Raw genomic sequence first — 25,584 nt, 5'->3', positions numbered from 1 at the left:
GAATGGCAAATAGGCCTTTATTAGCTTGGCAGATAGAAAAGTGATGTAAAATGAAAAAGTGACCTCATATCATAACCCTGAGGTTATTGGATTTCGTCAGAGAGCGAGCCAAGTTGACGGATTGACGCAAGAAGTTCGCCGGCAAGGCGCAGCGAGGTTCCCGCCGCGACCACCATCTGCGGCAGGATCAGCCATTCGAGCGTCCAGGCAGCGCCAGAGCGTTCCTGCTCGTGCACGGCGGCTTGTGCCATGCCGCCAAGCTGTACGGCATTGAAGCGGGCAAGTGTGACCAGTATTTCCGCGGCGACCGGGTTCTGCTTGTGCGGCATGGTGGACGAACCGCCGCCGCCGGAAAGCACGATCTCCTCACTGCGATCGGCCATCAGCGCGATATCCTGCCCGATCTTGCCGAGGCTGCCGGTGATGGCGGCCAGTAGGCCTGCAAGCTCTCCGATACGGTCGCGCTGGCTGTGCCATTGCGGCGTGTCGGCAAGGCCGAGTTCGTCGGCCAGTGCGGCGCGCACGGTGGCCGCCTTGTCGCCAAGCTTTTCCAGTGTACCGGCCGCTCCACCGAACTGCACGGAGAGCCCTTCCAATGCAAAGATTTCCAGCCGCTCGGCGACGCGCTCCAGCGGCTGGCGCCAGGCGTCGAGGCGGTCGGCCACAGTAATCGGAATGGCCGGCTGCATGCGCGTGCGCGCCATCAGACTTTGTCCACCAAACGTCACCGAGAAAGCTGCCAGCGCGCCGATCAGCCCGTCCAGCCGGTCTTCCAGAAGGGCCAGGACGCGAGACAGCCGCAGCATCAGCCCACTGTCGATGACATCCTGACTGGTCGCACCGAAATGCAGGCAATGTCCATGCGGTTCGCCCACGACTACCCGCAATTGCCGCACGAGATCCGGCACGACGACGCCGTCCCGCGCCGTCGCGGCGCGAAGGCTGGCCACATCGGGCGAGAACAGATGCGCCGCGCGCTCGATGGCGTGGGCCGCATCGGCAGGGATAACGCCCGCAATCGCCTCCGCCTTGGCCAGCGCTACCTCAAAGGCCAGCATGGCTTCCAGCTCCGCTGCTGCCGAGAAGAACGACGCCACCTCCTCGTCGCCGACGAAGCCGGACAGATAGGGGTGGTCGAAGGCGGAAACGGTCATGGAGCCCTCAGATCAACAAGACAGACGGTGGTGGATCCTCAGGCCAAGCCCGAGGATCCATGCTGCGGGTTGCGCGCCTACTATAGGCCAATCGCCACGCGTCGTGTCTAAATATCGAAGAACACCGTTTCTTTCTCCCCTTGGAGATGGATGTCGAAACGGTAAGTGTCGCCGTTGGCGGCCGCGATCAGCGTCGGCACGCGGATGCGGTGTTCGATGCGGGCAAGCACGGGGTCTTCGGCATTGGCCGTTTCCTCATCGCCGAAATACATGCGCGTGTTGAGGCCGAGATTGATGCCGCGGGCGACGATCCAGAACGAGATATGCGGCGCCATCAGGCGACCATCCCTGAACGGTGCGCGGCCGGGTTTGATGGTCTCGAAGCGGTATTCGCCGGTTTCGCCGTGGGTAGGACAGCGGCCCCAGCCGGCAAAATTCGGGTCAGCGCTGCCGCGCAGTTCCGATGGGCTGTTGTAGAGGCCGCTCGCATCGGCCTGCCAGATCTCGATGAGTGCATCGCGCAGCGGCGTGCCGGTGCCATCGAGCACGCGGCCGCTGATGGTGATGCGCCGGCCAAGTGTCTTGTCGTTGACCATGGTTGCGCCGAGATCGGTCTCGTAGACGCCGCCGATGCTGGCAAAATTTGGCGTCAGGCCGATATGGACATAAGGCCCCGCCGTCTGGGAGGCGCTTTCCTTGAGGAAGCCGAGCGACTGCACCATCAGTTGCCCTCCATCCGGTTTTCGAACAGCGTCGAACGGCGGCCGCGCAGGACGATGTCGAACTTGTACGCGCGCGCATCCATTGGGATCGTGTTGCCCCAGTCGAGCGCTGCGACCAGTTGTTCGATCGCAGCCTTGTCGGGGATCGTCTGCACGATGGGACACTTCCAGATCATAGGGTCGCCCTCGAAATACATCTGCGTGATCAGGCGCTGGGCAAAGCCGTGGCCGAAGACGGAGAAGTGGATATGCGCCGGGCGCCAGTCGTTGACGCCGTTGGGCCAAGGGTAGGGGCCGGGCTTGACGGTGCGGAATGCGTAGTGACCGTTCGCATCGGTAATGGTGCGCCCGCAGCCGCCGAAATTCGGATCGAGCGGCGCGAGATAGGTCTCCTTCTTGTGGCGGTACCGCCCGCCTGCATTGGCCTGCCAGAATTCCAGGAGTGCGCCGGGTACGGGCCGCCCCCGTTCGTCCAGTACCCGTCCATGCACGACAAGTCGTTCGCCGATGGCGCTTTCGCCGGACTTTGCGAAATTGTGGATGAGGTCGTTGTCGAGTTCGCCGAGGATTGAATGGCCAAAGACCGGCCCGGTGATTTCCGACACCGTGCCATCGAGCGAGAGCAGGGCCTTCTGCGGCGAGCGCAGCACGGAGGTCTTGTAGCCGGGTGTCAGACCGGGCGGATGCCACAGACGATCGCGGGGAAAGAAGGCACCGGTTTCGGGCTTGCTGTTTGAAAGGTCTGTCATGTCTGCCTCAGGCCGCCTTTCCGGCATCCATGTCCTCGAACACGTGCTTGGCGATCTTGAACGCACGATTGGCGGCGGGCACGCCGGCATAGATCGCCACATGCAGCAGCGCCTCTGCGATATCCTCACGACTCGCGCCGGTGTTGAGGGTCGCACGCACATGCATCGCCACTTCCTCGTCATGGCCAAGGGCGGCCAGCAGCGCGATCGTCACCATGGAGCGCTCGCGCTTCGTCCAGCCCGGCCGCGACCATACCGTGCCCCAGGCGCCTTCAGTGATCAGTTCCTGAAAGGGTTGATCGAAGGTGGTCGCCGACGACGAGGCGCGGTCGACATGGTTGTCGCCCAGGACTGCGCGTCGGGTCGTCATGCCCTGACGGTAGCGATCGGAAAAGGTTTGGGAATCAGCCATGTGGCTTGTCTCCGGAAGGTAGGGTGGCAAGGAAGGCGCGGATCATCTCGGTCAGAATATCCGGCTGCTCGACGCACGGAATATGCCCGGCGTCCTTGATGACCTCGTAGCGGGCATCGGGAATGAGTTTCGCCATGGAAAGCACTAAATCGGGCGGAGTCGAGCCGTCCTGATCGCCAACGACGCAGAGCGTCGGCACGGAAATGCGCTTCGTCGTCTCGGTCAGGTCGGCATCGCGCACCGCGGCGCAGGTGGCGGCATAGGCAATGGCAGACTGGCGCGTCAGCATGTTGCGATAGCCATGATAGGCGGCATTTTCCGGACGTCGGAAGGCGGGCGTAAACCAGCGTTCGAGGATAGAATCGGCGAGGCTTTCAATGCCCTTCGTTTCGATGGTCTCGATGCGAGCGTTCCACATTTCGTCGGTGCCGATCTTGTGTGCCGTGTCGCACAGGATAAGCGCCTTGACGAGGTCTGGACGCTTGGCAACCAGTCCTTGCGCAATCATGCCTCCGATGGAGAGGCCGCAGATGACGGCGTCCTTCACATCAAGCCGGTCGAGCAAGGCGGCCAGATCTAGGACATGATCGTCGATCGAGTAGGGCATCTGGCCGAGATCGGAGAGACCATGCCCGCGCTTGTCGTAGGTGATGATCGGGAAGTCGCCGGCAAGGCGCACGACGACATCGCGCCAGATGCGGAAATCCGTTCCAAGCGAATTGGCGAACACGATGACCGGCGCTCCGGCAGGGCCGCCGATCAGTTGGTGATGCAGGATAACGTCGTTGACGGTTGCGAATTGCACGTCGATCTCCTCCCGTGTCTCCAGATTGATCGCTTGATCTGGTTAGGTAAAATGATATTTCATGCCGTTCCATTAACTTGGAGGTTATGAAACAGTGGTCGACAGCCGCATCAAGTTCCGCCATCTGCAAACCTTTGTCGAGGTGGCGCGCCAGAAGAGCGTGATGAAGGCGGCCGATCTGCTGCATGTCAGCCAACCTGCCGTCACGAAGACGATCCGCGAACTGGAGGAGGTTCTGGGCGTCGCCGTCTTCGAGCGCGATGGACGAGGAATCAAGATCACCCGCTATGGTGAAGTCTTCCTCAAACATGCCGGCGCTGCGCTAACGGCGCTGCGGCAGGGCTTCGATTCGGTATCGCAGGCACGCTCCGGTGATGCGCCGCCGATCCGGATCGGCGCGTTGCCGACGGTCTCGTCCCGGATCATGCCGAAGGCGATGAAACTCTTTCTTGCCGAGGGCACGGGAGCGACGATCAAGATCGTCACCGGCGAGAACGCTGTGTTGCTGGAACAGTTGCGCGTCGGCGATCTCGACCTTGTCGTGGGGCGACTGGCGGCACCGGAGAAGATGACGGGTTTTTCCTTCGAGCACCTCTATTCGGAAAAGGTGGTGTTCTGCGTGCGCACTGGTCATCCGTTGTTGTCTCGAGGGGCGATCTTTTCCAGGCTCGATGCCTATACGGTGTTGATGCCAACCCGCGGCTCCATCATCCGTCCTTTCGTGGAAAGCTTTTTGATCACCAACGGTATTGCCGGGGTGGCCAACCAGATCGAGACTGTCTCGGATGCCTTCGGCCGCGCCTTTGTGCGCGAAACCGATGCGATCTGGATCATCTCCGAAGGAGTCGTGGCGGCAGATATTGTTGAGGGAAAACTGGTGGCGCTGCCGATCGATACCAGTGGTACCAAGGGTCCGGTAGGCCTCACCATGCGTGCCGACGCCGTGCCCTCAATGCCGCAGGCCATCCTCATGCAGACAATCCGTGAAGTTGCCGGCGAGGTGTCGCCCGCGGCTTGAACAGCGTGGGCTAAGCCTCAATAGGGCAAGCCCACGTAATTCTCCGCCAGCACGGTTTCCGCAGCGCGGGAATGGGTAAGGTAGTCGAGTTCGGCCTCCTGGATTTTTTGCTCGAAATCACCGGCCTCGGGGAAGCGATGCAGCATGGTTGTCATCCACCAGGAAAATCGCACGGCCTTCCAGACACGCGCGAGCACCCTGACGGAATAGGCGTCGATCCCGGCGTTCGAGCGGTCGTGATAGTGTTCCAGCAGGGCGTTGAAGAGGTAGTGCACGTCACTCGCCGCAAGGTTAAGCCCCTTGGCGCCAGTCGGCGGCACGATATGGGCCGCGTCGCCGACGAGGAAAAGGCGCCCGAAGCGCATGGGTTCGGCGACGAAGGATCGCAGTGGCGCGATCGATTTCTCGAAGCTCGGGCCGGTGACCATTGCCTCGGCGTGGTGGGCGGGAAGGCGCCGGCGCAACTCGTCCCAAAAGCGAGCATCGGACCAATTCTCGATCTTCTCGTCGAGCGCGCACTGGATGTAGTAACGGCTACGGGTCCGAGAGCGCATGGAGCAAAGTGCAAAACCGCGTGCATGATTGGCATAGATGAGTTCGTCGCTCACCGGCGGCACTTCGGAGAGAATGCCGAGCCAGCCGAACGGATAGACCTTTTCAACGGTGCGGATCGCCTTCTCAGGCACCGCTTTTCGGCTCACCCCATGAAAGCCGTCGCAGCCGGCGATGAAATCGCAGTCGATCCGATGCGTCTTACCGTCCTTATCGTAGGTGAGGTAGGGCGTAGTGCCGTCGAAGTCATGCGGCGTGACGTTGGACGCCTCATAGATGGTCGGGTGACCATCGGCCTCGCGCTGCCCGATGAGGTCGCGTGTTAGTTCCGTCTGGCCGTAGACCATCACGCGCTTGCCGCTTGTCAGGCCGAAGAGGTCGATGCGATGGTCGCGCCCGTCGAAGGCGAGCGAAAAGCCATCGTGCGGCAGGCCTTCTGCCTGCATGCGGGCTGCGACGCCGGCCCGGTTCATCAAGGCCACCGTGCCTTCCTCCAGCACGCCGGCCCGCACGCGGCCGAGAATGTGTTCCCGGCTCGACCGGTCGACAATGACCGTCTCGATGCCGGCCTTGCCGAGCAGTTGGCCGAGCAGCAGCCCCGACGGACCCGAGCCGATAATGGCGACCTGAACGCGCATGATGTCCTCCCGAACCTCGATCCCGAACTTGCATTTCACAAATTGTCGGGCAGGGAGGCTGGGCGAGGCAATGGACGTATCGGTCCAATAATTGTACAAATCGAACATCCTGTTTGTGCGGTGACGAGATGACGAAATCTGTACCGACCTATAATCTCTACGGCGAAAAGGCTGCCAAAGAGCCAGATTTCTGGTTGCATTGCGAAACCGTTCCCTCCCGCAGCAGCCTGCATCGCTACGAAATAGGCTTGCATCGGCACGACAGCTTCTTCCAGATCCTGTACATTTCCGCCGGATCAGGCGATGCCCTGTTCGGTGGCGGGCGCTGGCCATTGACGCCCCCCGCCATCGTCACGATGCCGCCGGCGGTGGACCATGGTTTCCGATTCTCCCGGGATATCGACGGCCATGTCTTCACGCTGCTCGCATCCCACATGCGGCTTGCAGGCGAGGTGATGGGCTTTGCATCGGAGCCGCGGCTAACACTGCTCGATCCAAGGGAACCCGACGGCGCCTTCATCATCGCGACACTGGAGCGGCTGGCCGGAGAATGGACAAACCGGCGCAGCGGCCGCACGGACATGATGGAGGCTTACCTGGTTTCTGCGCTGACGCTGGCGGCACGACAGTGGGCTCGCGGCAATCCGGAACAGGAAGCCGGCGAGACGGCTCGGCGCGTCGAATACCTCGACGCCCTCATCCAGCAGCATTTTCGCAGTCAGAAGCCGGCGCAGTTTTATGCGCGGGAACTGGGCGTTTCGCCCACCCATCTCAATCGCATCGTCAAGGGCGCGACAGGGTTCACGGCTCATGCCTATATCGGTCGCAAACTGATCGACGAGGCGCGGCGCGACCTCGTCTTCACGCAGATGCCGGCACAGGAAATCGGTCTGCGTTTGGGTTTTGCAGATCCGGCCTATTTCTCCCGCTATTTCCTGCGCGAGACCGGTCAGACGCCGCGGGCCTTCCGGATGGCTGAGCGTGCGCGGCTGGCCGCTCAATCCGCGAAGTAGCGTTCTTTCATCTCTTGTCTTCCGATCTGTGACCGCGGTTCAACTCAGGCGAGGACAGGCCGTAACGCTGCCTGCACTTCGCGCATGGCAGGCAGGTAGTGCTCGACCATGTCGTCCGCTGCGGCGTGGGCGGCCGGGGCGCCGATATTGAGCGCGGCCACGACCCGGCCGCGGGCATTTTCCAGCGGCACGGCGATGGAGCGCAGGCCAAGTTCCAGTTCCTGGTCGATCACCGCATAACCCTGCCGGCGAACGCGCGCGAGTTCATCCATCAGCGCGTCCGGCTCTGTTTTGGTGAAGGACGTATTCGGCCGGCGTTCGCTTGCCTCGATAATGCTGCGCGCCTCCGCTTCGGGCAAGGCCGCGAGCAGCACCCGGCCCATCGAGGCGCAATAGGCAGGCAGGCGCGAGCCGGGCATCAGGTTGATCGACATGACGCGTTTCTGTGCCGCGCGTGCCACGTAGACGATCTCCGTGCCGTCGAGAACCGAAGCGGAGGCGCTTTGACCAACCTTTTCCGACAGTTGATCGAGATAGGGCTGGACGAGCACGGGCAGGGGGGTGGCTGAGAGATAGGCATGGCCAAGGCGCAGGATTTTCGGCGTCAACTCGAAGAACTTGCCGTCATAGGCTGCGTAGCCCAGTTCTGCGAGTGTCAGGAGGCAGCGCCGTGCCGTCGCCCGGTCAAGGCCGGTATCCTTGGAGACGTCCGTGATGGTGAGGCGAGGCTTGGCTTCGCCGAAGGCCTCGATGACGCGCAGCCCCTTGGCGAAGCCGCCGATGAAATCCGTTTCGCGCATTGCGACTTCCATGTGGAGAAAAGTTCGATATGTCATTTTGTGCGATATTTGAACAAAAGTCAAATATCGCACAAAATGGATTGCCGGCTCGTTTCTTCGGATTTACTTCTGTGGCCGACATCGGGAGATTTTGCATGGACAAGACGATCGGAAGTCTGGCGGAGGCTGTCGCCGGCATCGGCGACGGCGCGACAGTGATGATCGGGGGCTTCGGGGGCTCCGGGGCACCGATCGAACTGATCCATGCCCTCATCGACAGGAGGCCGAAGGAACTCACCGTCATCAACAACAATGCCGGCAACGGGCGCATCGGCATTGCCGCTATGATCGATGCGGGCATGGTGCGGAAAATGGTCTGCTCCTTCCCGCGCTCGACCGACCCGCGTGCCTTCACCGATCGCTATCTCGCCGGCGAGATCGAACTGGAACTGGTGCCGCAGGGCACTCTCGCGGAGCGTATCCGCGCCGGCGGGGCAGGTATTCCGGCCTTCTACACGCCGACAAGCTTCGGCACGGAACTCGCCAAGGGTAAGCCCGTGGCAGAATTCGAAGGGCGAATGTACGTGCAGGAGCGTTGGCTGAAGGCGGATTTTGCGCTGATCAAGGCGCATGTCGGCGATACGCATGGCAACCTGACCTACAACAAGGCCGCCCGCAACTTTAACCCGTTGATGTGCATGGCGGCGGCAAGGACCATCGTGCAAGCTTCAAAAATCGTTCCGGTTGGCAGCATCGATCCCGAACACGTCGTCACCCCGGGCATCTACGTCGATGGGATTGTCGAGATCAGCCATCCGAAGCAGGAAGAAGATCTGATCCGCTCAGGAGTGGCCTACGCATGACCGTCGATACTCGTGAAGACATCAAACTGAGCAACTCCCAGATCGCCTGGCGCGCCGCGCAGGACATCGCGGATGGCGCCTATGTCAATCTCGGCATCGGCTTTCCGGAAATGGTCGCGCGCTACCAGCCACAAGGCCGTGAAGCGGTCTTTCACACGGAGAACGGCATCCTCGATTTCGGCGAGGCGCCGCCCGCCGGTGAGGAGGACTGGGATCTGATCAACGCCGGCAAGAAAGCGGTGACCTTGAAGCCGGGCTCCTCCTTTTTTCACCACGCCGACAGCTTCGCCATGGTGCGCGGCGGCCATCTCGACGTCGCGATTCTCGGCGCCTATCAGGTCGCGGAAAACGGTGACCTCGCCAACTGGCGTGTTGGTTCCAAGGGCGTGCCGGCCGTCGGCGGAGCGATGGACCTCGTGCATGGCGCAAGGCAAGTCGTCGTCATCACCGAGCACGTCACCAAGAACGGCGAGCCCAAACTCGTCGAAAAATGCACCTTCCCGCTCACGGGCGTCGGCTGCATCACCCGGATCTACACCAGTCATGCCGTAATCGACGTTTCCGGCGGCCGCTTCGTTCTGCGCGAGAAACTTGCTGGCATGACGACGGAGGAACTGCAGGCGATGACCGGCGCAAAGCTGCATATCGAGGGTGCGGTCGCCGATCTCGTCGTACCGGAACTCTGAGGAAACATCATGTCCGACGCCTACATCTGCGACTATATCCGCACCCCCATCGGCCGTTTCGGCGGTTCGCTGTCGGCTGTGCGCGCCGACGATCTCGGCGCGATCCCGCTGAAGGCGCTGATGGCGAGGAATGCCGGCATCGACTGGGAAGCCGTGGACGACGTCATCTTCGGCTGCGCCAACCAGGCCGGTGAGGACAACCGAAACGTAGCGCGCATGTCCAGTCTGCTTGCGGGCCTGCCGGCGTCCGTTTCCGGTACGACGATCAACCGGCTCTGCGGATCCGGCATGGATGCGGCCATCGCGGCCGCGCGCGCCATCAAGGCGGGCGAGGCGGAACTGATCGTTGCCGGCGGTGTCGAAAGCATGAGCCGTGCGCCCTTCGTTCTGCCAAAGGCGGAAACAGCCTTCTCACGAAATGCCGAAATCTACGACACGACCATCGGCTGGCGCTTCATCAATCCCTTGATGAAGCGCCAGTACGGTGTCGATTCCATGCCCGAAACCGGTGAGAATGTCGCCGCGGATTTCAAGGTGACGCGCGAGGACCAGGACGCGTTCGCCGTGCGCTCGCAGGCGAAGGCCGCGGCAGCGCAGGCGAACGGACGTCTCGCCAGGGAAATCACGCCCGTCACCATCCCACAGAGGAAGGGTGACCCGGTTGTTGTCGACAAGGACGAACATCCGCGTGCAACGACCATCGAGGCCCTCGCAAAGCTCGGCACGCCCTTTCGGGAGGAGGGGGGCACGGTGACCGCGGGCAATGCCTCCGGCGTCAACGATGGCGCCGCTGCGCTGATCATTGCTTCCGAGGCCGCGATAAGGAAATACGGCCTCACGCCGATCGCCCGGATTCTCGGCGGCGCCATGGCCGGCGTTCAGCCGCGCATCATGGGCATCGGCCCGGTCTATGCCACGCAGCGCCTGTGCGCACGCCTCGGGCTGACACCCTCTGACTTCGACGTCATCGAGCTCAACGAAGCCTTTGCCTCGCAAGGTCTGGCGACACTGCGCGAACTCGGCATTGCCGACAACGCTGAGCACGTCAATCCGAACGGCGGCGCCATCGCGCTCGGCCATCCCCTTGGCATGTCTGGTGCCCGCCTCACCGGCACGGCCGCGCTGGAGTTGCAGATAACCGGCAAGAAGCGTTCACTCTCGACGATGTGCATCGGCGTCGGACAGGGAATTGCGGTGGTCCTGGAGCGGGTCTAGCGCCGATAGGGTCTGTTGGAAGATGTCCACTGTGGATGCTCCGCGTGGGCATCCCTTTCCGCTGACGCCTTTTCGTGCGGTCATGCGAAAAATGGCGCTGTCAGCATCATACCCTGTCGCCTTGCGCTAGCGCGCTGGCCTCGTGATTGGGCAAACGACCATGATCAGCTAGTTCCGTACCATGCTCAGGCGGAAGCCGGCGGGGCAGTGGGCAAGTGCCAAAATAATACAAAAAGTCAATCATGTAATATTTTCAAAGGAATTGCTAATTTATCCGCCGCAAAAAATATTACGTATCCGCGTTATATCCCCTAGATTTCTAGGGCTGTATTTGCCTGCCGCATCGGTTTTTTTATGGATTCGACCAGATTGCCATCGACAGGGGACATGTAGATGCCGAAAAGCGGATCGGGAAAGAAGAATACCTTCCAGCGGCGTCACCACCAGGCTCCCTTGATTGCGCGGCGGAAAGCACCGGCGCCTTTGCGCAAAATCGCGTTGGCAAGCGTCTTCTTTCTTCCCCAAGCTGGCCTGGCTCTGGCTGATTGCAGTCCGGCAACACCTTCTTCCGGCGATACGGTGGTTTGTGATGGCAACCCATCCGGCTTTTCAACAAGTGGTCTCGACGAACTCACGGTCGATATCCTGTCTGGAACCAATCTCAACGGTGCCTTTACCGCCTTTGACACAGGCCTTCTTAACGTCACCAGTGCCGGTAACCTGCAAAGCGTCACGCTTCAAAACAATGATGTCGTGAATTTCGAGAATTCCGGCAACATGAACAACGGGCTGGTATTCATCGGTGACGGCACCTACTCCGTTGTCAACAACGCCAATTCCTTCATTAATTCATCCTTCAGTTTCACCGGCGATAGCCACAACAACATCACCAACAGCGGTACGCTCAACAATGGCGTGACGATCATGGGCGATGGCGGCACGACAATCCTCAACAATCAGGGTGCATTCATCAACAACGGTGTCTTCGTGGATGGCGCCAGCGAGACCCGGATTACCAATTACGGTACGGTGCAGAGCACGATATCGCTGGGCAGCGGCAACGACACGATCATCAACTATGACCCCGGCTCCATCAATGGCAGCGTGGATCAGGGAGGTGGCAACGACCTTTTCCGCATGGAGGGTGGGCGTGTCAACGCGAACGTCCAGCAATCGGCGGGCAACGATGTTTTTCGGCTGAACGGCGGCGAGGTTGCCGGCAACCTTCTGGCCGGTGATGGTCTCGATCGTATGATCTGGCGCGGCGGCCTGATCCGCGGCATCGATATGGGCAACGACGACGATCATGCCCGGTTCATCGGTCTCACCGATGCTGAGCTCAAGACAATTCAGATTGACGGCGGCTCAGCAGACGACACCCTGACCTGGCATAATACTCAGGGAACCGGCCCGCAGCGCCTCGTCAATTGGGAACTGATTGCCCTGACGAATGAATCGACACTGGAGATGACCGGCAACCTCACACTTGGCGACAGCGGTACCTCAACGGGGACACTTTCGATCGATGAAACCAGCACACTCTTTGGCGGTGGCAGACAGTCTTCGATCCAGTCCTTCGGAGATGACCTTGTTACCGTACAAAACAGCGGCATCATCGACCTGACGAACGGATCAAGTTCGACGACCGACAGCCTCACGATCGGCGGTAACTATGCTGGTGATTTTGGGCAATTGCTTCTTCAGACTGTTCTCAACAGTGACAATTCCCCCTCCGACAAGCTCGTCATAGATGGTGGCAATGCGTCGGGTACAACCGGCATTAGAGTCATAAACGTCGGTGGCGTGGGAGCCCAGACCATGGACGACGGCATTTTAGTCGTGGAAACGACGAATGGCGGCATTACCAACCCCCTTAGCTTCCACCTGTCGCAACGTGTGGCAGCTGGCGCCTACGAATATCTTTTGTTCCGCGGCGGAGAGACCGAAGGCACTGACGAGAACTGGTATCTCAGGAATCACATTGAAGGCGACGGCGACGGCGACGGCGATGGGGATGGCGATGGGGACGGCGACGGCGATGGGGACGGCGACGGGGACGGCGATGGTGATGGTGACGGGGATGGCGACGGCGATGGGGACGGCGACGGCGATGGAGATGGCGACGGCGATGGAGATGGCGACGGCGATGGCGACGGCGATGGTGATGGTGATGGAGATGGTGACGGAGATGGTGACGGTGGAAATATTCCGTCCTACCGACCGGAAGTCCCGATCTTCAACGTACTTCCAAACGTATCACGCGGGCTCTTGCGTACGACGCTCGGCACATTCCATGAACGCCACGGCGAGCAGGAATGGTTCACAGGCGAGGAGCCGAAACACCTTTTTTGGACGCGAGTTTTCGGTGAGAAGTATGAATCCGGCCTCTCAAACGTTCTGCTCGGTAACTATGACGGCACGACCTGGGGTATCCAGGTCGGTGCGCCGATCCACAAAACCGAGCACAACAACGGCCAAGTCGACACACTCGGTCTCTTTGTCGGTTACAGCCGGGCTGAAGGCGATATCAGCGGCTTCAACCTCGGGCGTTTCGATCTTTTCGCAGGCTCGCTCGATATCAATGCCTATAGCGTTGGTGGATATTGGACACATACATGGGAGGAGGGAGCCTATGTCGATACGGTTTTGATGTATTCCTGGCTTGATTTGCACACTGAAGCCGGCAGAAGTTACTCCAGCGATTTCAACGGCAATGCCGTCACTGCCTCGTTGGAGGCGGGCGTTCCGCTCGACATAACTGAGAACTGGGCGATCGAGCCACAGGCGCAAATCATCTGGCAGCATCAGAATTTCGATACGGTGTACGACATTGGCGGGCGTATCAACGTTGAGGACGAAAACGCTTGGACTGGGCGCATCGGTGCGCGCTTGGTCGGCAGCTACGATATCGACGGCAAGAAGGTAGATCCTTTCCTGCTCGTCAATCTCTGGCATGAGTTCGACGTCGACAGCGTTGCTACCTTTAATACAACCAGTTTCACGAATACCCGAAGCGCGACCACGCTGGAACTGGGTGCCGGCTTGACTGCGGATTTCAACGAAAATACCCGTGTCTATGGAAATATTTCCTATCACACGGACATATCCGACACGGATTTCGATGGCATATCCGGCAAGATCGGCCTGCGCATCAAGTGGTGATATGAAAACTGCAGCGGCGTTCCGATGCGTGACTTTATCGGATCTGAACGCCGCTGCCGGAAACGAACGCGGCCTCCCCGGCCAATTCGGAAATGTATGAATGACCGAGACCAACGTTCCGATCGACGCCGTGCTTGCCCGGCTCAAAATCGCGCTTGCTGCCTACGAAGAGGCAGCCCACAGGAAGACCGCCGCTCATTTCGGTCGTTCGCCAAAAACTGTCGTGATCCTGTCGGTTTCAGATATCCAAACCCGCGCCCGTTGCGCAACGGGCGTTGGCAACAGTTTCGAGACGGCTTGGCGGGCGGCTTTGATGCGCCTTAGAAAACAATTGCCCGATGAAAAAGAATGGCAGTGGATCAAGGCCGATCTGGTCCACTCGATCCGCAGCGCAACGCCGACCGAAATACTCGCAGAACTCAACGCCACGCGGCGCAATTATTTTCGCCACGGCATTGCCTTCGATGCGAACTTCAACACTGCCCTTCTGGAGCAGGAACTGAACGGAATTGCCGCTTGGGTGGAACATGATGGCAAGACGTTGGGCCTGAGCTTCGAGCGCATCAATCGCTACCTCAAGACTGGGCGCAAGGAGGCACTCTTGCTGGGCGGGGTGGAAACGGCCCCCGAATGGTACCTCTTCGCAACACAAGCCATTTTCAGCGATCGGTCGGGTGTTCTACATTCCCTTGCAAGCGACGGTTACGGCCAAGGGCTGCGCGAAGTGCCCTCGCTGGCGACTGAAATCGAGACGTTGATCGAAAATGCCGGCCTTTACCTCGCAAGGCAGATGCGGGACGACGGCACTTTTGTTTATGGCTACTTTCCCGCGTACGACACTGTTATTCCAACCTATAACATCCTGCGCCACGCGGGAACGCTCTATTCCATGCTCGATGCATGGGAAGCGACCGGCAACATCGAGATCGCCCGGCGGGTGCCTCAAGGCATAGAATATATTCTGCGCACTGCGATGCTGCGCCACGGCGATCAACTCTTTGTCGTCGATCACGCCAACCATGGTGAAGTGAAACTCGGCGCTCAGGCCGTCTTTATCCTCACGCTGCTCAAATACATCACGCTAACCCGCGACAAACGTTATCTTCCCGTTGCCCAGGCGCTGGCGCGTGGCATTATCGGCCGCTTTCAGGACCCCTTCAGCGGCGCATTCCTGCATGTTCTCGATGGATCAACGCTAGAGGTGAAAGACCCCTTCCGGATCGTTTTTTACGATGGAGAGGCCACGCTGGCGCTGATCCGCCTCTTTGAGGTGGACGGAGAACAGTCTTGGATGAATGCTGCCCGCAGGGCTTTCGAGCATTTCATCAGGACCGACCATTGGAAGCACCATGATCACTGGCTGGCGTATTGCACCAATGAGATTACACGCCATCTGCCTGATGACGGGTACTTCGAATTCGGCCTGAAAAATGTTTTTGGCAATCTGAAATTCATCCGTCGGCGTGAGACGGCCTATCCGACATTTCTGGAACTGTTGATGGCATCTCTGCTGCTCGTCGATACCATGGTCACGGCAAAGCACCCACTTCTTGAAAAATACGATATCCGCGCGCTCGTCGAAACCATCGATCATCGCGCCAGCCATCAACGTTTCGCATGCCTCTATCCCGAGATGGCGATGTACTTCAAAAGCCCGGGGAAGATCAAAGACAGCTTCTTCAGCCGCCATCATTCCTTTCGGATCCGTATTGACGACGTAGAGCATTTCATTTCCGGGTATTGCTTGTACCTCCATAATGTTCTGCGCGTGCGGGCATCGGCAGGCCCTGCATGAATGGCCTCGGCTTTGTGTATTGTGCAGCTAACGATGGTTCCGGATGCCTTTGGAGAAGGCGTCATTGTCTTGGCGAGATAATTCGTGGCGCCGGAGGCTCAAAACCGACGGGGTCGCCGGTGCCAACATCGAAAAGTATCCGCGCGATTAGCTCAAGATCGTCTTCGCAATCGCCGCCGCCGCCGTGACGTGGGAACGGCAGGCTGCTGCGGCCGCTTCCGGGTTGTTGGCGTCGATCGCTGCGAAAATTTCCCTGATTTGCGACGGACCCGATGCCATGCGATTTGATGTCGACAGCGTCATGACGCGCAGGCGCGAGATGCGGCTGTTCAGCCGGCTGACAATTTCCCAGGCGATATTGTTGCCGCCAGCCTCGAATACGATCTTGTAGAATTCCGTGGTGGCATCAAGCACGCCGATGGGTGAATTCTGCTTCGATGTTCGCTCCAACTCGCCCATGGCCTTGCGCAACTGAGCCTTCACATTGGCTCCGGCGACCCGCGCACAATCGGCCACCGCGGTTGATTCGAGCGCAGCACGGATTTCATAGATCTGGCGCGCATCGTCCCAACCCAGCTTTGCAACGATCGGTCCCTGTTTTGCCAGCATCTCGACAAGGCCCTCGGCCTCGAGGTGGCGGATGACCTCGCGGATAACGGACCGTGACACGCCGAGTTGGTCGCACAGCGTTCTTTCCACCAGGCGCCCACCGGGCTCGAAGAGGCCGCCGATGATGGCGCGACGCATGCGGTCGAGCGCGATTTCCCGAAGTGTCACGGGTGGGGTTTCAATGCGGAGTGCCGCCAGGTTTTCCGGATTCTTTGTCATGGACGCATTCATATCTGCAAAAAAAGTCTTAGACAATGGCTTGACACTTTGTAGGATGGTATACCAAGATACGGTCAGATGGAAGACAGAAGGATACCGCGGTGACACTGATCCGGAAAACGCTGCTGCATGTGGAGACGACTTTCGTGGAAGGCGGCAAGGAGGCGGCGACGCCGCTCAAGCTGATCGCCGCAATCGCAGTTGTGAAAAACCCTTGGGCTGGGCGTGGTTTCGTCGAGGACCTGAAGCCGGAGATCCATGCCGTGGCTCCAGTCCTGGGGGAGCTGCTGACGAAGATGATAATTGATGAAGCCGGTTCGGGGGAGGCTGTCGAAGCGTATGGCAAGTCGGCAGTCGTCGGCCTTGACGGAGAGGTGGAGCACGCTTCGGCGCTTATCCATACGCTGCGCTTCGGCAATTATTACCGCAGTGCTGTCGGTGCGAAATCCTACCTTGCCTTCTGCAATACGCGCGGTCCGGCAAATGCTTCCATCATGATTCCGTTGATGGACAAGAACGACGAAGGGCGTCGCTCACATTACCTGACCATCCAGTGCGCGATCCCGGATGCGCCAGCCGCCGACGAGATCGTCGTCGCGCTCGGGGCTTCCATCGGCGGCCGTCCGCATCACCGCATTGGTGACCGATATCAGGACCTCAAGGAGTTGGGTCACGATGTTGCAAATCCTGCCGCGGTCTAAGACGCTCTCGGGGGGGGCATACCTGGAGCGGGGAGACGGTGATGAAATCGTCGTCCTCATCCACGGTGTGGGCATGCGTGCCGAAGCCTGGCAGCCGCAGATCGATCGCTTGGCACGTGATTTCCGCGTGATCGCGGTCGATCTTCCCGGTCACGGCCTTTCGAATCCGCTGGAGGGCGCTCCGGAATTGCCCCGTTATGTCGAATGGTTTCGGCGGTTTCTGGGGGATTTATCTGCGGGCCCGGTCAATGTTGCCGGCCACTCCATGGGGGCGCTGATTGCGGGCGGCATTGTCGCGACGGCGCCGCAGATGGTTCGGCGAGTGGCCTTGCTTAACGGCGTACATCGCCGTCGGGCCGATGCCCGCAAGGCGGTGGAAGAGCGGGCGCGTGAAATCGGTTCCGGCGTGTTCGACCGGGTGGCGCCGCTTTCGCGTTGGTTCTCCGAAGCTGAAGAGACAACGGAGGCCTATGCGATCGTGCGCGGCCTGCTGCAGGCTGTCGATCCGGCCGGCTATGCTGCGGCCTACGCAGCCTTCGCCGGTGGGGACGCTATCTATGCGGATTGCTGGTCCGGCGTTGAATGCCCGGCGCTGTTCCTGACAGGGGCCGGAGACATGAATTCGACCGCTGACATGACACGCGACATGGCGGCCGCCGCGCGTCGAGGGCGGGCCGTGGTGATCGAGGGGCACCGCCACATGGTGAACCTGACCGCGCCTGAAGACGTGAACCGAGCGTTCGCCGATTGGCTAGCCGCAAGCTGAAACATTCGGTCCCGGAGACCATGGAAGGAGACTTCGATGTCAGACGCCAGAGCCCTGCGAGATGCCTTCGGCGCGTTCCTGACGGGTGTCACCGTCGTCACAACGGTTGACAGGACGGGCGCTCCAATCGGCTTCACCGCGAACAGCTTCACGAGCGTTTCGCTGGATCCCCCGCTGCTGCTTGTCTGTCTGGCGAAGACCTCGCGCAACTATGCGACGCTCACCAGCGCGAAGGGGTTTGGCGTGAATATCCTGTCTGAAAGCCAGAAGGATGTTTCCAATACGTTTGCACGACCGGTCGAGGACCGTTTCGCGGCGGTTGACTGGCGGCCCGGGCCGTATGGCTCGCCCGTTTTCGCCAATGTTGCTGCCTGGTTCGACTGCGCCACCCACGAAGTCATCGATGCGGGCGATCATGTCATCCTGATTGGGCGGGTCGAAAGCTTCGACAATAGCGGCAAGACGGGACTTGGTTATGCCCGCGGCGGCTACTTTACGCCTGCCTTGGCCGAAAGGAGTTTGCTCGCGTCCGCCGAAAGCCTGCTTCTTGGGGCGGTCGCGGTGCGCAACGGCGAAATCCTGCTGGTCGAGGATGGCAAGGGCGGCTGGACGCTGCCCTTTGTCGAAAAGGCCGAGGGCGATGGGATGGAAGTCCTCGTCGGCCATATCGCGGAGACAGTGGGGCTGACGCTCACGACGGGGCTCCTCTATTCCGTATACGAGGATACCAAGACGTCCCGGCAGCATGTCGTTTATCGCGGCGAACTGGGGGAGGGTATCCCGAAGCAAGGGCGCTTCTTCCCCATCCAGGCGCCGCCCTTGGCAGAGATTTCGGACAGTGCGGTGCGCGACATCGTCACGCGCTACGGCGCGGAAAGCACTCTGGGCAATTTCGGTGTTTATTTCGGAAATCAGGAAAAGGGCCGCGTGCACGCCGTGGCCGCAAAGGGGTAAGTCATGAAGTTCTCCCTGTTCGTCCATATGGAACGGCTGGATGCCAGCCAGAACCACCAGGAACTCTATGAGGAATTCATCGCATTGTGCGAAATCGCCGACAAGGGCGGCATGCATGCGATCTGGACAGGCGAGCACCACGGCATGGATTTCACCATCGCGCCGAACCCGTTCGTCAACATTGCTGACCTTGCGCGCCGCACGACAAATGTCCGGCTCGGCACGGGCACGGTGATCGCGCCATTCTGGCATCCAATCAAACTTGCCGGCGAGGCCGCGATGACCGACATCATCGCCGGCGGGCGTCTCGATATCGGTATCGCACGCGGCGCATACAGCTTCGAGTATGAGCGCCTGTTGCCGGGTCTCGATCCTTGGGGTGCTGGCTTGCGGATGCGCGAGTTGATCCCAGCCGTGAAGGGTCTGTGGGCGGGCGACTACACCCATGACGGCGAATTCTGGAAATTCCCGAAGACGACGTCGGCGCCCAAGCCGGTGCAGCAACCGCATCCGCCGATCTGGGTGGCGGCGCGCGATCCGAACAGTCACGAATTCGCCGTTGCCAATGGCTGCAACGTTCAGTGCACACCGCTTGCCAATGGCGAGGCCGAGATTGCAAGCCTCATGGAACGGTTCAATGCGGCCTGCGAGAAGGCGACCGGAGTTTCACGGCCGAAAATCATGCTGCTTCTCCATACCTATGTCGGGTCCGACGAGGCCGATATCGCGCGGGCAGCGAAGGAAGTCAGCGCCTACTACAACTACTTCTTCGCCTGGTTCAAGAATGAGCGGCCGATCGACCAGGGCCTCATCGAACGTCTGAGCGAGGAAGATCTCGCTGCCAATCCCAATCTGACACCCCAGAAGATGAGCGAGAACATGCCGATCGGCACGGCGGACGAGGTGATCAGGCGGCTGAAGGTCTACGAGGACCTCGGCTATGACGAATATTCATTCTGGATCGACACCGGCATGAGCTTCGAGCGAAAGAAGGCATCGCTCGAACGCTTCATTGCCGATGTCATGCCGGCATTCCGGTGAGGCGACCATGCAGAACTTCCAGCAATATATCGACGGCACATTTGAAGACGGGGCGGCACGGTTCGACTCGATCGACCCAGCAACCGGCGCTGTCTGGGCGGTTATGCCTGAAGCGCGCGAAGGCGATGTCGATCGCGCGGTGAAGGCTGCGCAGCACGCTCTCTGGAGCGGTGAATGGCCGGCCATGACCGCAACGGCACGGGGCAAGTTGCTCTACCGCCTCGCCGATCTCGTGCAGTCCAATGCCCGCAAACTCGCCGAACTCGAGACCCGCGATACCGGAAAGATCATCCGAGAGACCTCCGCGCAGATCGCTTATGTCGCGGATTACTATCGTTATTATGCCGGACTGGCGGACAAGATCGAAGGCGCGACGCTCCCCATCGACAAGGCCGACATGGATGTTTGGACACGCCGCGAACCGATCGGCGTCGTGGCCGCTATCGTGCCGTGGAACAGTCAGCTTTTCCTGTCGGCGGTGAAGATCGGTCCGGCCCTGGCTGCCGGCTGTACGTTGGTCGTCAAGGCGTCGGAAGATGGCCCGGCGCCGCTGCTCGAATTCGCGCGGTTGGTGCATGAGGCAGGCTTTCCTGCCGGCGTCGTCAACATTCTCACGGGCTTCGGCCCGACCTGCGGCAGCGCGCTGACCCGTCACCCGGGTGTCGATCATATCGCGTTCACCGGCGGCCCGGCGACAGCGGCGGCCGTGGTGCGCAATTCGGCGGAAAACCTTGCGACGACCTCGCTTGAACTCGGCGGCAAGTCGCCCTTCATCGTCTTTGCCGATTGCGATCTGGAGAGCGCGGCGAATGCGCAGGTCGCCGGGATTTTCGCCGCGACAGGACAAAGCTGTGTCGCAGGTTCGCGCCTGCTGGTGGAGGCATCGGTGAAAGACCGGTTCCTTACCATTCTGAAAGCAAAGGCGGAAGCAATCCGCATCGGCTCGCCGCTCGACATGGCAACGGAAGTCGGGCCGCTCTGCACGAAGCGGCAACGGGATCATATCGAGGCTGTTGTTGCGGCGTCGCTTGCGGCAGGTGCGAAGCTCGTGACCGGCGGCCGGGCAGGCGAGGGCGATGGCTTCTACTACACGCCCACAATTCTCGACTGCGACGGGGTTTCCGCCGCGGCTGCCGAAACCGAACTGTTCGGGCCGGTGCTCTCCGTTCTTTCATTTTCGACAGAAGAAGAAGCGGTACAGCTTGCAAACGCAACGCCCTATGGGCTGGCCTCCGGTGTCTTCACGAACAACCTTGCGCGTGCCCACCGCATGATCAAGCGCATTCGTGCCGGCATCGTCTGGGTGAACACATACCGCGCCGTTTCTCCGATCGCGCCGTTCGGTGGATACCGGCATTCCGGGCAAGGCCGTGAAGGCGGACTTGCGGCGGCACTCGACTACACCAAAACGAAAACCGTTTGGCTCAGGACATCGGACGATCCGATCCCTGATCCCTTCGTGATGCGGTGACCGCAATGTTTGTCGAGATCCGCACCTACAGACTGAAGAACGGTGGCATTCCGGAATATCTCAAGGTGGTCGGCGAGACCGGTATCGAGATTCAGAAAAAGCATCTTGGCAACCTCATCGGCTACTTCTCCTCGGAAATCGGACCGATCAACGAGATCGTTCACATCTGGAGTTTCGCGAGCCTGGACGACCGGCAGGCCCGTCGCGCGCGCCTTGCCGCCGACCCTGACTGGCAGGCGTTCCTGCCGAAGATCCGCGACCTGATCGTCACTGCAGACAACAAGATCATGACGCCGGCGGCCTTTTCGCCGATCGGCGGAACGAAGCAAGCGTGAACAGTCATAAACAAAAAGGAAAAGGGAACATGAAATACAAAATTACTTTGCTGCTCCTCTCGGTTTCTCTCGGCGCATCGAACAGTGCCGCCGCACAGGACATGGTCTTCACCAGTTGGGGTGGGACGACACAGGACGCACAGAAAACCTACTGGGCGGACGCCTTTACCGGTGAAACGAAAATCGCGGTCACGCAGGATGGGCCGACCGATTACGGCAAGATCAAGGCCATGGTGGAAGCCGGCAATGTGACCTGGGATGTCGTCGACGTCGAAGGTGACTATGCGGTTCAGGCCGGCAATGCGGGCCTTCTGGAAAAGCTCGACTTTTCGGTTATCGACAAGAGCAAGCTCGATCCGCGTTTCGTCACCGATTACTCGGTCGGCAGCTTCTATTATTCCTTCTTGATCGGTTGCAACAAGGATGCGGTTGAGGCCTGCCCCAAGACCTGGGGCGATCTGTTCGATACCCAGAAGTTCCCCGGCAAGCGTGCCTTCTACAAATGGTCGGCGCCGGGCGTCGTCGAAGCTGCGTTGCTGGCCGACGGCGTTCCCGCCGACAAGCTCTATCCCCTCGATCTGGACCGGGCATTCAAGAAGCTCGACACAATCAAGGCCGATATTGTCTGGTGGGACAGCGGCGCCCAATCTCAACAGCTTCTGGCGTCAGCCGAAGCGCCGTTTGGTTCGTTCTGGAACGGCCGCTTGACGGCACTCGAGGAAACGGGTGTGAGCGTCGAGACATCGTGGACCAACAACATCACCGCTGCGGACTCGCTTGTCGTGCCGAAGGGCTCGAAGAACAAGGAAGCAGCGATGAAATTCATCGCGGCCGCGACGAGCGGTTCGGCTCAGGCACAGTTTGCCACCGCCACCGGCTATGCGCCGATCAACCTGGACGCCAATTCGCTGATGGAGCCGGATTTGCGCAACACGCTTCCGGACATGCAGGCGGATACGCAGGTGAACGCCGACATGAACTATTGGGCCGCGCATCGCGATGAGATCGGAACGCGCTGGTACGCATGGCAGGCAAAGTGAAACCGTCTCCCAAGACGTTCGCGGGTCGGCCTCTGCCGGCCCGCTTCCCGACCTTCTGGATGAACGATCATGCCTGTTACGCTAGCGACGGACACCGTCAAAATCACGCGTGAGCGCAAGTTCGGCTATGTTGTGCCGGCATTGTTGCTGATCGTGTTCTTTTTCATCGTGCCGGTGACGATGCTGCTCTTGCGCAGTGTGCTTGAACCGGTGCCGGGCATGCAGAACTACGCAGCCTTGCTTGGTTCCACGACCTATCTGCGCGTGTTCCTGAACACTTTCCTGGTTGCGGGCGTCGTCACCATCGTTTCGATCTTCGTCGGCTATCCTGTCGCCTGGCTGCTGGCCATCATGCCCGAGAAGTGGTCACGCATCGTGCTGGCAATCATCATTCTATCGATGTGGACAAATCTGCTGGCACGCACATATGCCTGGATGGTGCTGCTTCAGCGGACCGGCGTGATCAACAAGACGCTGATGGCACTGGGATTGATCGACAAGCCGCTGGCGCTTGTTAACAACCTTGTCGGCGTGACCATCGGCATGACCTACATCATGCTGCCCTTTGTGATCCTGCCGCTCATGGGCGTCATCCGATCGATCGATCCGGCAATTCTCAGAGCCGCCGCCCTCTGTGGAGCCGGCAAGTTGCAATGCTTTCTGCGCGTCCTGTTGCCACTTTCGCTTCCGGGCATCGTTGCGGGCGCCCTGATGGTGTTTGTCATGTCGCTTGGATATTTCGTAACGCCCGCGCTGCTCGGCGGCACGTCCAACATGATGCTCGCAGAACTCGTCGCGCAGTTTGTCCAATCGCTGGTCAATTGGGGGATGGGGGGCGCGGCAGCATTGGTGCTGCTTGTCGTGACGCTGACGCTTTACGCCATCCAACTCCGCTATTTTAATCCGGCGAGGGGGAAGTAGTCATGCTCCTCGATTTCGACAAGCTCGGCGGGCTCAAGCCGCTTCTCACGGTGCTCGTTGTGGTGGTCTGCATCTTTCTCATCCTGCCGATCGTCTTTATCGCGGCCCTGTCGTTCGGTTCATCGCAATGGCTGATCTTCCCTCCGCCATCCTGGACGTTCAAATGGTATCAGGACCTGTTTGCCGATCCGCGTTGGCTCTTTTCAGCGTTGACGAGCCTGAAGATCGCCGGGATCGTCACCGTGCTCTCGGTGGTGATCGGCTTTCTTGCCGCACTTGGTCTCAACCGCGGCAGCTTCGTTGGCCGTGATTTCCTGCGTGCGCTGTTCCTGACACCGATGATTTTGCCGGTCGTCGTGCTTGCTGTTGCGCTCTACGCGCTCTTCCTCAAGCTTGGCCTTGCCGGTACGACGATTGCCTTTGTCATCGCCCATCTGCTGATCGCGCTGCCCTTCTCGATCATCTCGATTGGAAACGCTCTGGACGGATTTGACCGCTCTATCGAAGAGGCTGCCATCCTCTGTGGGGCAAGTCCGTGGGAGGCTCGCCTGCGGGTCACGGTTCCCGCCGTCAGTCACGGTATTTTCGCGGCGGCAGTCTTCTCTTTCCTGGCATCCTGGGATGAGGTCGTATTGGCGATCTTCATGGCAAGCCCGACGCTGCAGACCCTTCCCGTCAAGATATGGACGACACTCAGGCAGGATCTGACGCCCGTCATCGCTGCCGCGTCCACATTGCTCATCGCCTTCACCATCCTTCTGATGATCGTTGCAGCCCTCTTTCGCAAGGGACGAAAAGCATGACCGAACCTTTCCTCAGCATTCGCGGGATCCGTAAGTCCTATGGTCCGGTCACTGCCGTCAAGAATGTCAGCATGGATATCGCAGAGGGCGAGTTCATGACGTTTCTGGGACCTTCCGGCTCCGGCAAATCCACGACCCTCTACGTTCTCGCCGGTTTCCAGGATCCGTCGGGCGGTGACATTCTGCTTAAGGGCCGGAGCCTGCTGTCGACCCCGTCGCACAAGCGCAATATCGGCATGGTGTTTCAGCGGTATACGCTCTTCCCCCATCTGACGGTCGGCGAGAACGTTGCCTTCCCGCTGCGCATCCGCCGTCGGCCGCAGGCCGAGATTGCCGAGCGTGTCAAGGCGGCCCTGAAGCTCGTGCGGCTGGAAGGTTTCGAGGACCGTATGCCCGCGCTGATGTCCGGCGGTCAGCAACAGCGTGTGGCACTGGCCCGCGCACTCGTCTACAATCCGCCGGTTCTCCTGATGGATGAACCGCTTTCGGCGCTCGACAAGAAGCTGCGCGAGGAAATCCAGTTCGAAATCCGCCGGATTCATCGCGAAACAGGCGTCACAATCCTCTATGTCACGCACGACCAGGAGGAAGCGCTTCGTCTTTCCGATCGTATTGCCGTTTTCAGCCAGGGCGAAGTCGACCAGATCGGTACCGGTCCGGAGCTTTATGCCAATCCCGCGACCCGTTTCGTTGCCGGGTTCATCGGTGACAGCAACTTTCTGGATGCGACCGTTGTCGCAAGCGATGCCGGAAAGGCAAAACTCTCGCTCGGAGATGGATCTGTTGTCGAAGGTGTGCCGCTGCACGGGACTTCGACGGCGAGCGGCAAGGCATCGCTGATGTTGCGCCCGGAACGGCTGTCGCTATCACGCGCCGCGGTCCCGTCAGGTATTGCCGTGACGGTGCGGGATATCACTTTTCTCGGCAACAATGTCGAGGTCAGCACCGCGACACCTGCAGGTGTCGATCTCGCGGTGCGCCTACCGTTCGGTCACGAGGCAATTTCGAATCTTGCACGCGGCGAGGATGCCTGGCTGACGTTCGATACCGCCTCCGCGCACGCCTTCGCCTGATTGCCCATCATCAGCCCCGGAGCCAAGGCTCAATCGTACGGACGTTGCTTGCACGACAGCCAGAGACCATTACTGACCACACGGTTGT

General features: G+C 60.1%; 25 protein-coding genes. 17 read left to right on the top strand and 8 right to left on the bottom strand.

Features of this window, described 5'->3' with window-relative positions:
• Positions 1 to 83: 83 nt before the first annotated feature.
• The 5 genes from ASG68_RS11275 to pcaD form a co-directional block, all read right to left on the bottom strand.
• Positions 84 to 1,154, bottom strand: a complete 1,071-nt coding sequence (locus ASG68_RS11275) for a 3-carboxy-cis,cis-muconate cycloisomerase (RefSeq protein ID WP_062578129.1) — start codon at positions 1,152 to 1,154, stop codon at positions 84 to 86.
• A gap of 107 nt (positions 1,155 to 1,261) precedes the next feature.
• A complete protein-coding gene (gene pcaG / locus ASG68_RS11270; RefSeq protein ID WP_062609729.1) occupies positions 1,262 to 1,876 on the bottom strand; it encodes a protocatechuate 3,4-dioxygenase subunit alpha in 615 nt (204 codons plus the stop codon).
• Positions 1,876 to 2,625, bottom strand: a complete 750-nt coding sequence (gene pcaH, locus ASG68_RS11265) for a protocatechuate 3,4-dioxygenase subunit beta (RefSeq protein ID WP_062578125.1) — start codon at positions 2,623 to 2,625, stop codon at positions 1,876 to 1,878. Before pcaH ends, pcaG begins: the two co-directional genes overlap by 1 nt.
• A gap of 7 nt (positions 2,626 to 2,632) precedes the next feature.
• Positions 2,633 to 3,037 carry a 4-carboxymuconolactone decarboxylase gene (pcaC, locus tag ASG68_RS11260; RefSeq protein WP_062578123.1) on the bottom strand — a complete coding sequence of 135 codons (405 nt, stop codon included), beginning with the start codon at positions 3,035 to 3,037 and terminating at the stop codon, positions 2,633 to 2,635.
• The gene (pcaD, locus tag ASG68_RS11255) at positions 3,030 to 3,842 is read right to left on the bottom strand and encodes a 3-oxoadipate enol-lactonase (protein ID WP_062578121.1); all 813 of its coding nucleotides are present in this window, start codon (positions 3,840 to 3,842) and stop codon (positions 3,030 to 3,032) included. The genes pcaC and pcaD overlap by 8 nt, the downstream gene beginning before the upstream one ends.
• Positions 3,843 to 3,936: 94 nt before the next feature.
• Between pcaD and pcaQ the strand changes: the two genes are divergently transcribed.
• Positions 3,937 to 4,860: a pca operon transcription factor PcaQ gene (gene pcaQ, locus ASG68_RS11250; protein ID WP_062578120.1), complete on the top strand. Its 924-nt coding sequence runs from the start codon at positions 3,937 to 3,939 to the stop codon at positions 4,858 to 4,860.
• 17 nt (positions 4,861 to 4,877) lie between these two features.
• Here the strand turns inward: pcaQ and pobA are convergent, their stop codons facing one another.
• On the bottom strand, positions 4,878 to 6,050 hold the full coding sequence (pobA, locus tag ASG68_RS11245) for a 4-hydroxybenzoate 3-monooxygenase (RefSeq protein ID WP_062578315.1): 1,173 nt from the start codon (positions 6,048 to 6,050) through the stop codon (positions 4,878 to 4,880).
• Between the two features lie 128 nt (positions 6,051 to 6,178).
• Between pobA and ASG68_RS11240 the strand changes: the two genes are divergently transcribed.
• Positions 6,179 to 7,063, top strand: a complete 885-nt coding sequence (locus ASG68_RS11240; protein WP_062578118.1) for a helix-turn-helix domain-containing protein — start codon at positions 6,179 to 6,181, stop codon at positions 7,061 to 7,063.
• 44 nt (positions 7,064 to 7,107) lie between these two features.
• On the opposite strand, the gene ASG68_RS11235 is transcribed toward ASG68_RS11240, so the two are convergent.
• Positions 7,108 to 7,863 carry an IclR family transcriptional regulator gene (locus ASG68_RS11235; RefSeq protein WP_062578116.1) on the bottom strand — a complete coding sequence of 252 codons (756 nt, stop codon included), beginning with the start codon at positions 7,861 to 7,863 and terminating at the stop codon, positions 7,108 to 7,110.
• A gap of 134 nt (positions 7,864 to 7,997) precedes the next feature.
• Here ASG68_RS11235 and ASG68_RS11230 point away from each other — a divergent pair, with 134 nt between their 5' ends.
• The 5 genes from ASG68_RS11230 (at position 7,998) to ASG68_RS11210 (ending at position 15,563) form a co-directional block, all read left to right on the top strand.
• Complete coding sequence (locus tag ASG68_RS11230; RefSeq protein WP_062578115.1) at positions 7,998 to 8,705, top strand: 3-oxoacid CoA-transferase subunit A; 708 nt, start codon at positions 7,998 to 8,000, stop codon at positions 8,703 to 8,705.
• Positions 8,702 to 9,391 (top strand): CoA transferase subunit B, encoded by a 690-nt coding sequence (locus ASG68_RS11225; RefSeq protein ID WP_062578113.1) that lies wholly within the window; start codon positions 8,702 to 8,704, stop codon positions 9,389 to 9,391. The genes ASG68_RS11230 and ASG68_RS11225 overlap by 4 nt, the downstream gene beginning before the upstream one ends.
• A gap of 9 nt (positions 9,392 to 9,400) precedes the next feature.
• A complete protein-coding gene (gene pcaF, locus ASG68_RS11220) occupies positions 9,401 to 10,606 on the top strand; it encodes a 3-oxoadipyl-CoA thiolase (protein ID WP_062578111.1) in 1,206 nt (401 codons plus the stop codon).
• A gap of 393 nt (positions 10,607 to 10,999) precedes the next feature.
• Positions 11,000 to 13,768: an autotransporter outer membrane beta-barrel domain-containing protein gene (locus ASG68_RS11215; protein WP_062609727.1), complete on the top strand. Its 2,769-nt coding sequence runs from the start codon at positions 11,000 to 11,002 to the stop codon at positions 13,766 to 13,768.
• A 100-nt stretch (positions 13,769 to 13,868) separates the two neighbouring features.
• Positions 13,869 to 15,563 carry a hypothetical protein gene (locus ASG68_RS11210; protein ID WP_062578107.1) on the top strand — a complete coding sequence of 565 codons (1,695 nt, stop codon included), beginning with the start codon at positions 13,869 to 13,871 and terminating at the stop codon, positions 15,561 to 15,563.
• Positions 15,564 to 15,710: 147 nt separating this feature from the next.
• Here the strand turns inward: ASG68_RS11210 and ASG68_RS11205 are convergent, their stop codons facing one another.
• Positions 15,711 to 16,391 carry a GntR family transcriptional regulator gene (locus ASG68_RS11205; protein WP_062578314.1) on the bottom strand — a complete coding sequence of 227 codons (681 nt, stop codon included), beginning with the start codon at positions 16,389 to 16,391 and terminating at the stop codon, positions 15,711 to 15,713.
• Positions 16,392 to 16,492: 101 nt separating this feature from the next.
• Between ASG68_RS11205 and ASG68_RS11200 the strand changes: the two genes are divergently transcribed.
• The 10 genes from ASG68_RS11200 (at position 16,493) to ASG68_RS11155 (ending at position 25,496) form a co-directional block, all read left to right on the top strand.
• Complete coding sequence (locus ASG68_RS11200) at positions 16,493 to 17,092, top strand: amino acid synthesis family protein (RefSeq protein ID WP_062609725.1); 600 nt, start codon at positions 16,493 to 16,495, stop codon at positions 17,090 to 17,092.
• Complete coding sequence (locus ASG68_RS11195; RefSeq protein ID WP_062578103.1) at positions 17,067 to 17,858, top strand: alpha/beta fold hydrolase; 792 nt, start codon at positions 17,067 to 17,069, stop codon at positions 17,856 to 17,858. The genes ASG68_RS11200 and ASG68_RS11195 overlap by 26 nt, the downstream gene beginning before the upstream one ends.
• Before the next feature lie 36 nt (positions 17,859 to 17,894).
• Positions 17,895 to 18,812 (top strand): flavin reductase family protein, encoded by a 918-nt coding sequence (locus ASG68_RS11190; RefSeq protein ID WP_062578101.1) that lies wholly within the window; start codon positions 17,895 to 17,897, stop codon positions 18,810 to 18,812.
• A gap of 3 nt (positions 18,813 to 18,815) precedes the next feature.
• Positions 18,816 to 19,853 carry an LLM class flavin-dependent oxidoreductase gene (locus ASG68_RS11185; RefSeq protein ID WP_062578099.1) on the top strand — a complete coding sequence of 346 codons (1,038 nt, stop codon included), beginning with the start codon at positions 18,816 to 18,818 and terminating at the stop codon, positions 19,851 to 19,853.
• A gap of 7 nt (positions 19,854 to 19,860) precedes the next feature.
• Positions 19,861 to 21,324 (top strand): aldehyde dehydrogenase, encoded by a 1,464-nt coding sequence (locus ASG68_RS11180; protein ID WP_062578097.1) that lies wholly within the window; start codon positions 19,861 to 19,863, stop codon positions 21,322 to 21,324.
• Positions 21,325 to 21,329: 5 nt separating this feature from the next.
• Positions 21,330 to 21,659 (top strand): NIPSNAP family protein, encoded by a 330-nt coding sequence (locus ASG68_RS11175; protein ID WP_062578095.1) that lies wholly within the window; start codon positions 21,330 to 21,332, stop codon positions 21,657 to 21,659.
• Positions 21,660 to 21,688: 29 nt separating this feature from the next.
• The gene (locus ASG68_RS11170; RefSeq protein ID WP_062578093.1) at positions 21,689 to 22,699 is read left to right on the top strand and encodes an ABC transporter substrate-binding protein; all 1,011 of its coding nucleotides are present in this window, start codon (positions 21,689 to 21,691) and stop codon (positions 22,697 to 22,699) included.
• A gap of 69 nt (positions 22,700 to 22,768) precedes the next feature.
• A complete protein-coding gene (locus tag ASG68_RS11165) occupies positions 22,769 to 23,620 on the top strand; it encodes an ABC transporter permease (protein ID WP_062578091.1) in 852 nt (283 codons plus the stop codon).
• 2 nt (positions 23,621 to 23,622) lie between these two features.
• Positions 23,623 to 24,423 (top strand): ABC transporter permease, encoded by an 801-nt coding sequence (locus tag ASG68_RS11160; RefSeq protein ID WP_062578089.1) that lies wholly within the window; start codon positions 23,623 to 23,625, stop codon positions 24,421 to 24,423.
• Complete coding sequence (locus ASG68_RS11155; RefSeq protein ID WP_062578088.1) at positions 24,420 to 25,496, top strand: ABC transporter ATP-binding protein; 1,077 nt, start codon at positions 24,420 to 24,422, stop codon at positions 25,494 to 25,496. Before ASG68_RS11160 ends, ASG68_RS11155 begins: the two co-directional genes overlap by 4 nt.
• Positions 25,497 to 25,584: the final 88 nt, after the last annotated feature.

This window comes from Rhizobium sp. Leaf453, assembly GCF_001425605.1.
Lineage (GTDB): Bacteria > Pseudomonadota > Alphaproteobacteria > Rhizobiales > Rhizobiaceae > Pararhizobium.
The sequence above is the reverse complement of the archived record's forward strand: the minus strand, read 5'-3'. Positions and strand labels throughout refer to the sequence as shown.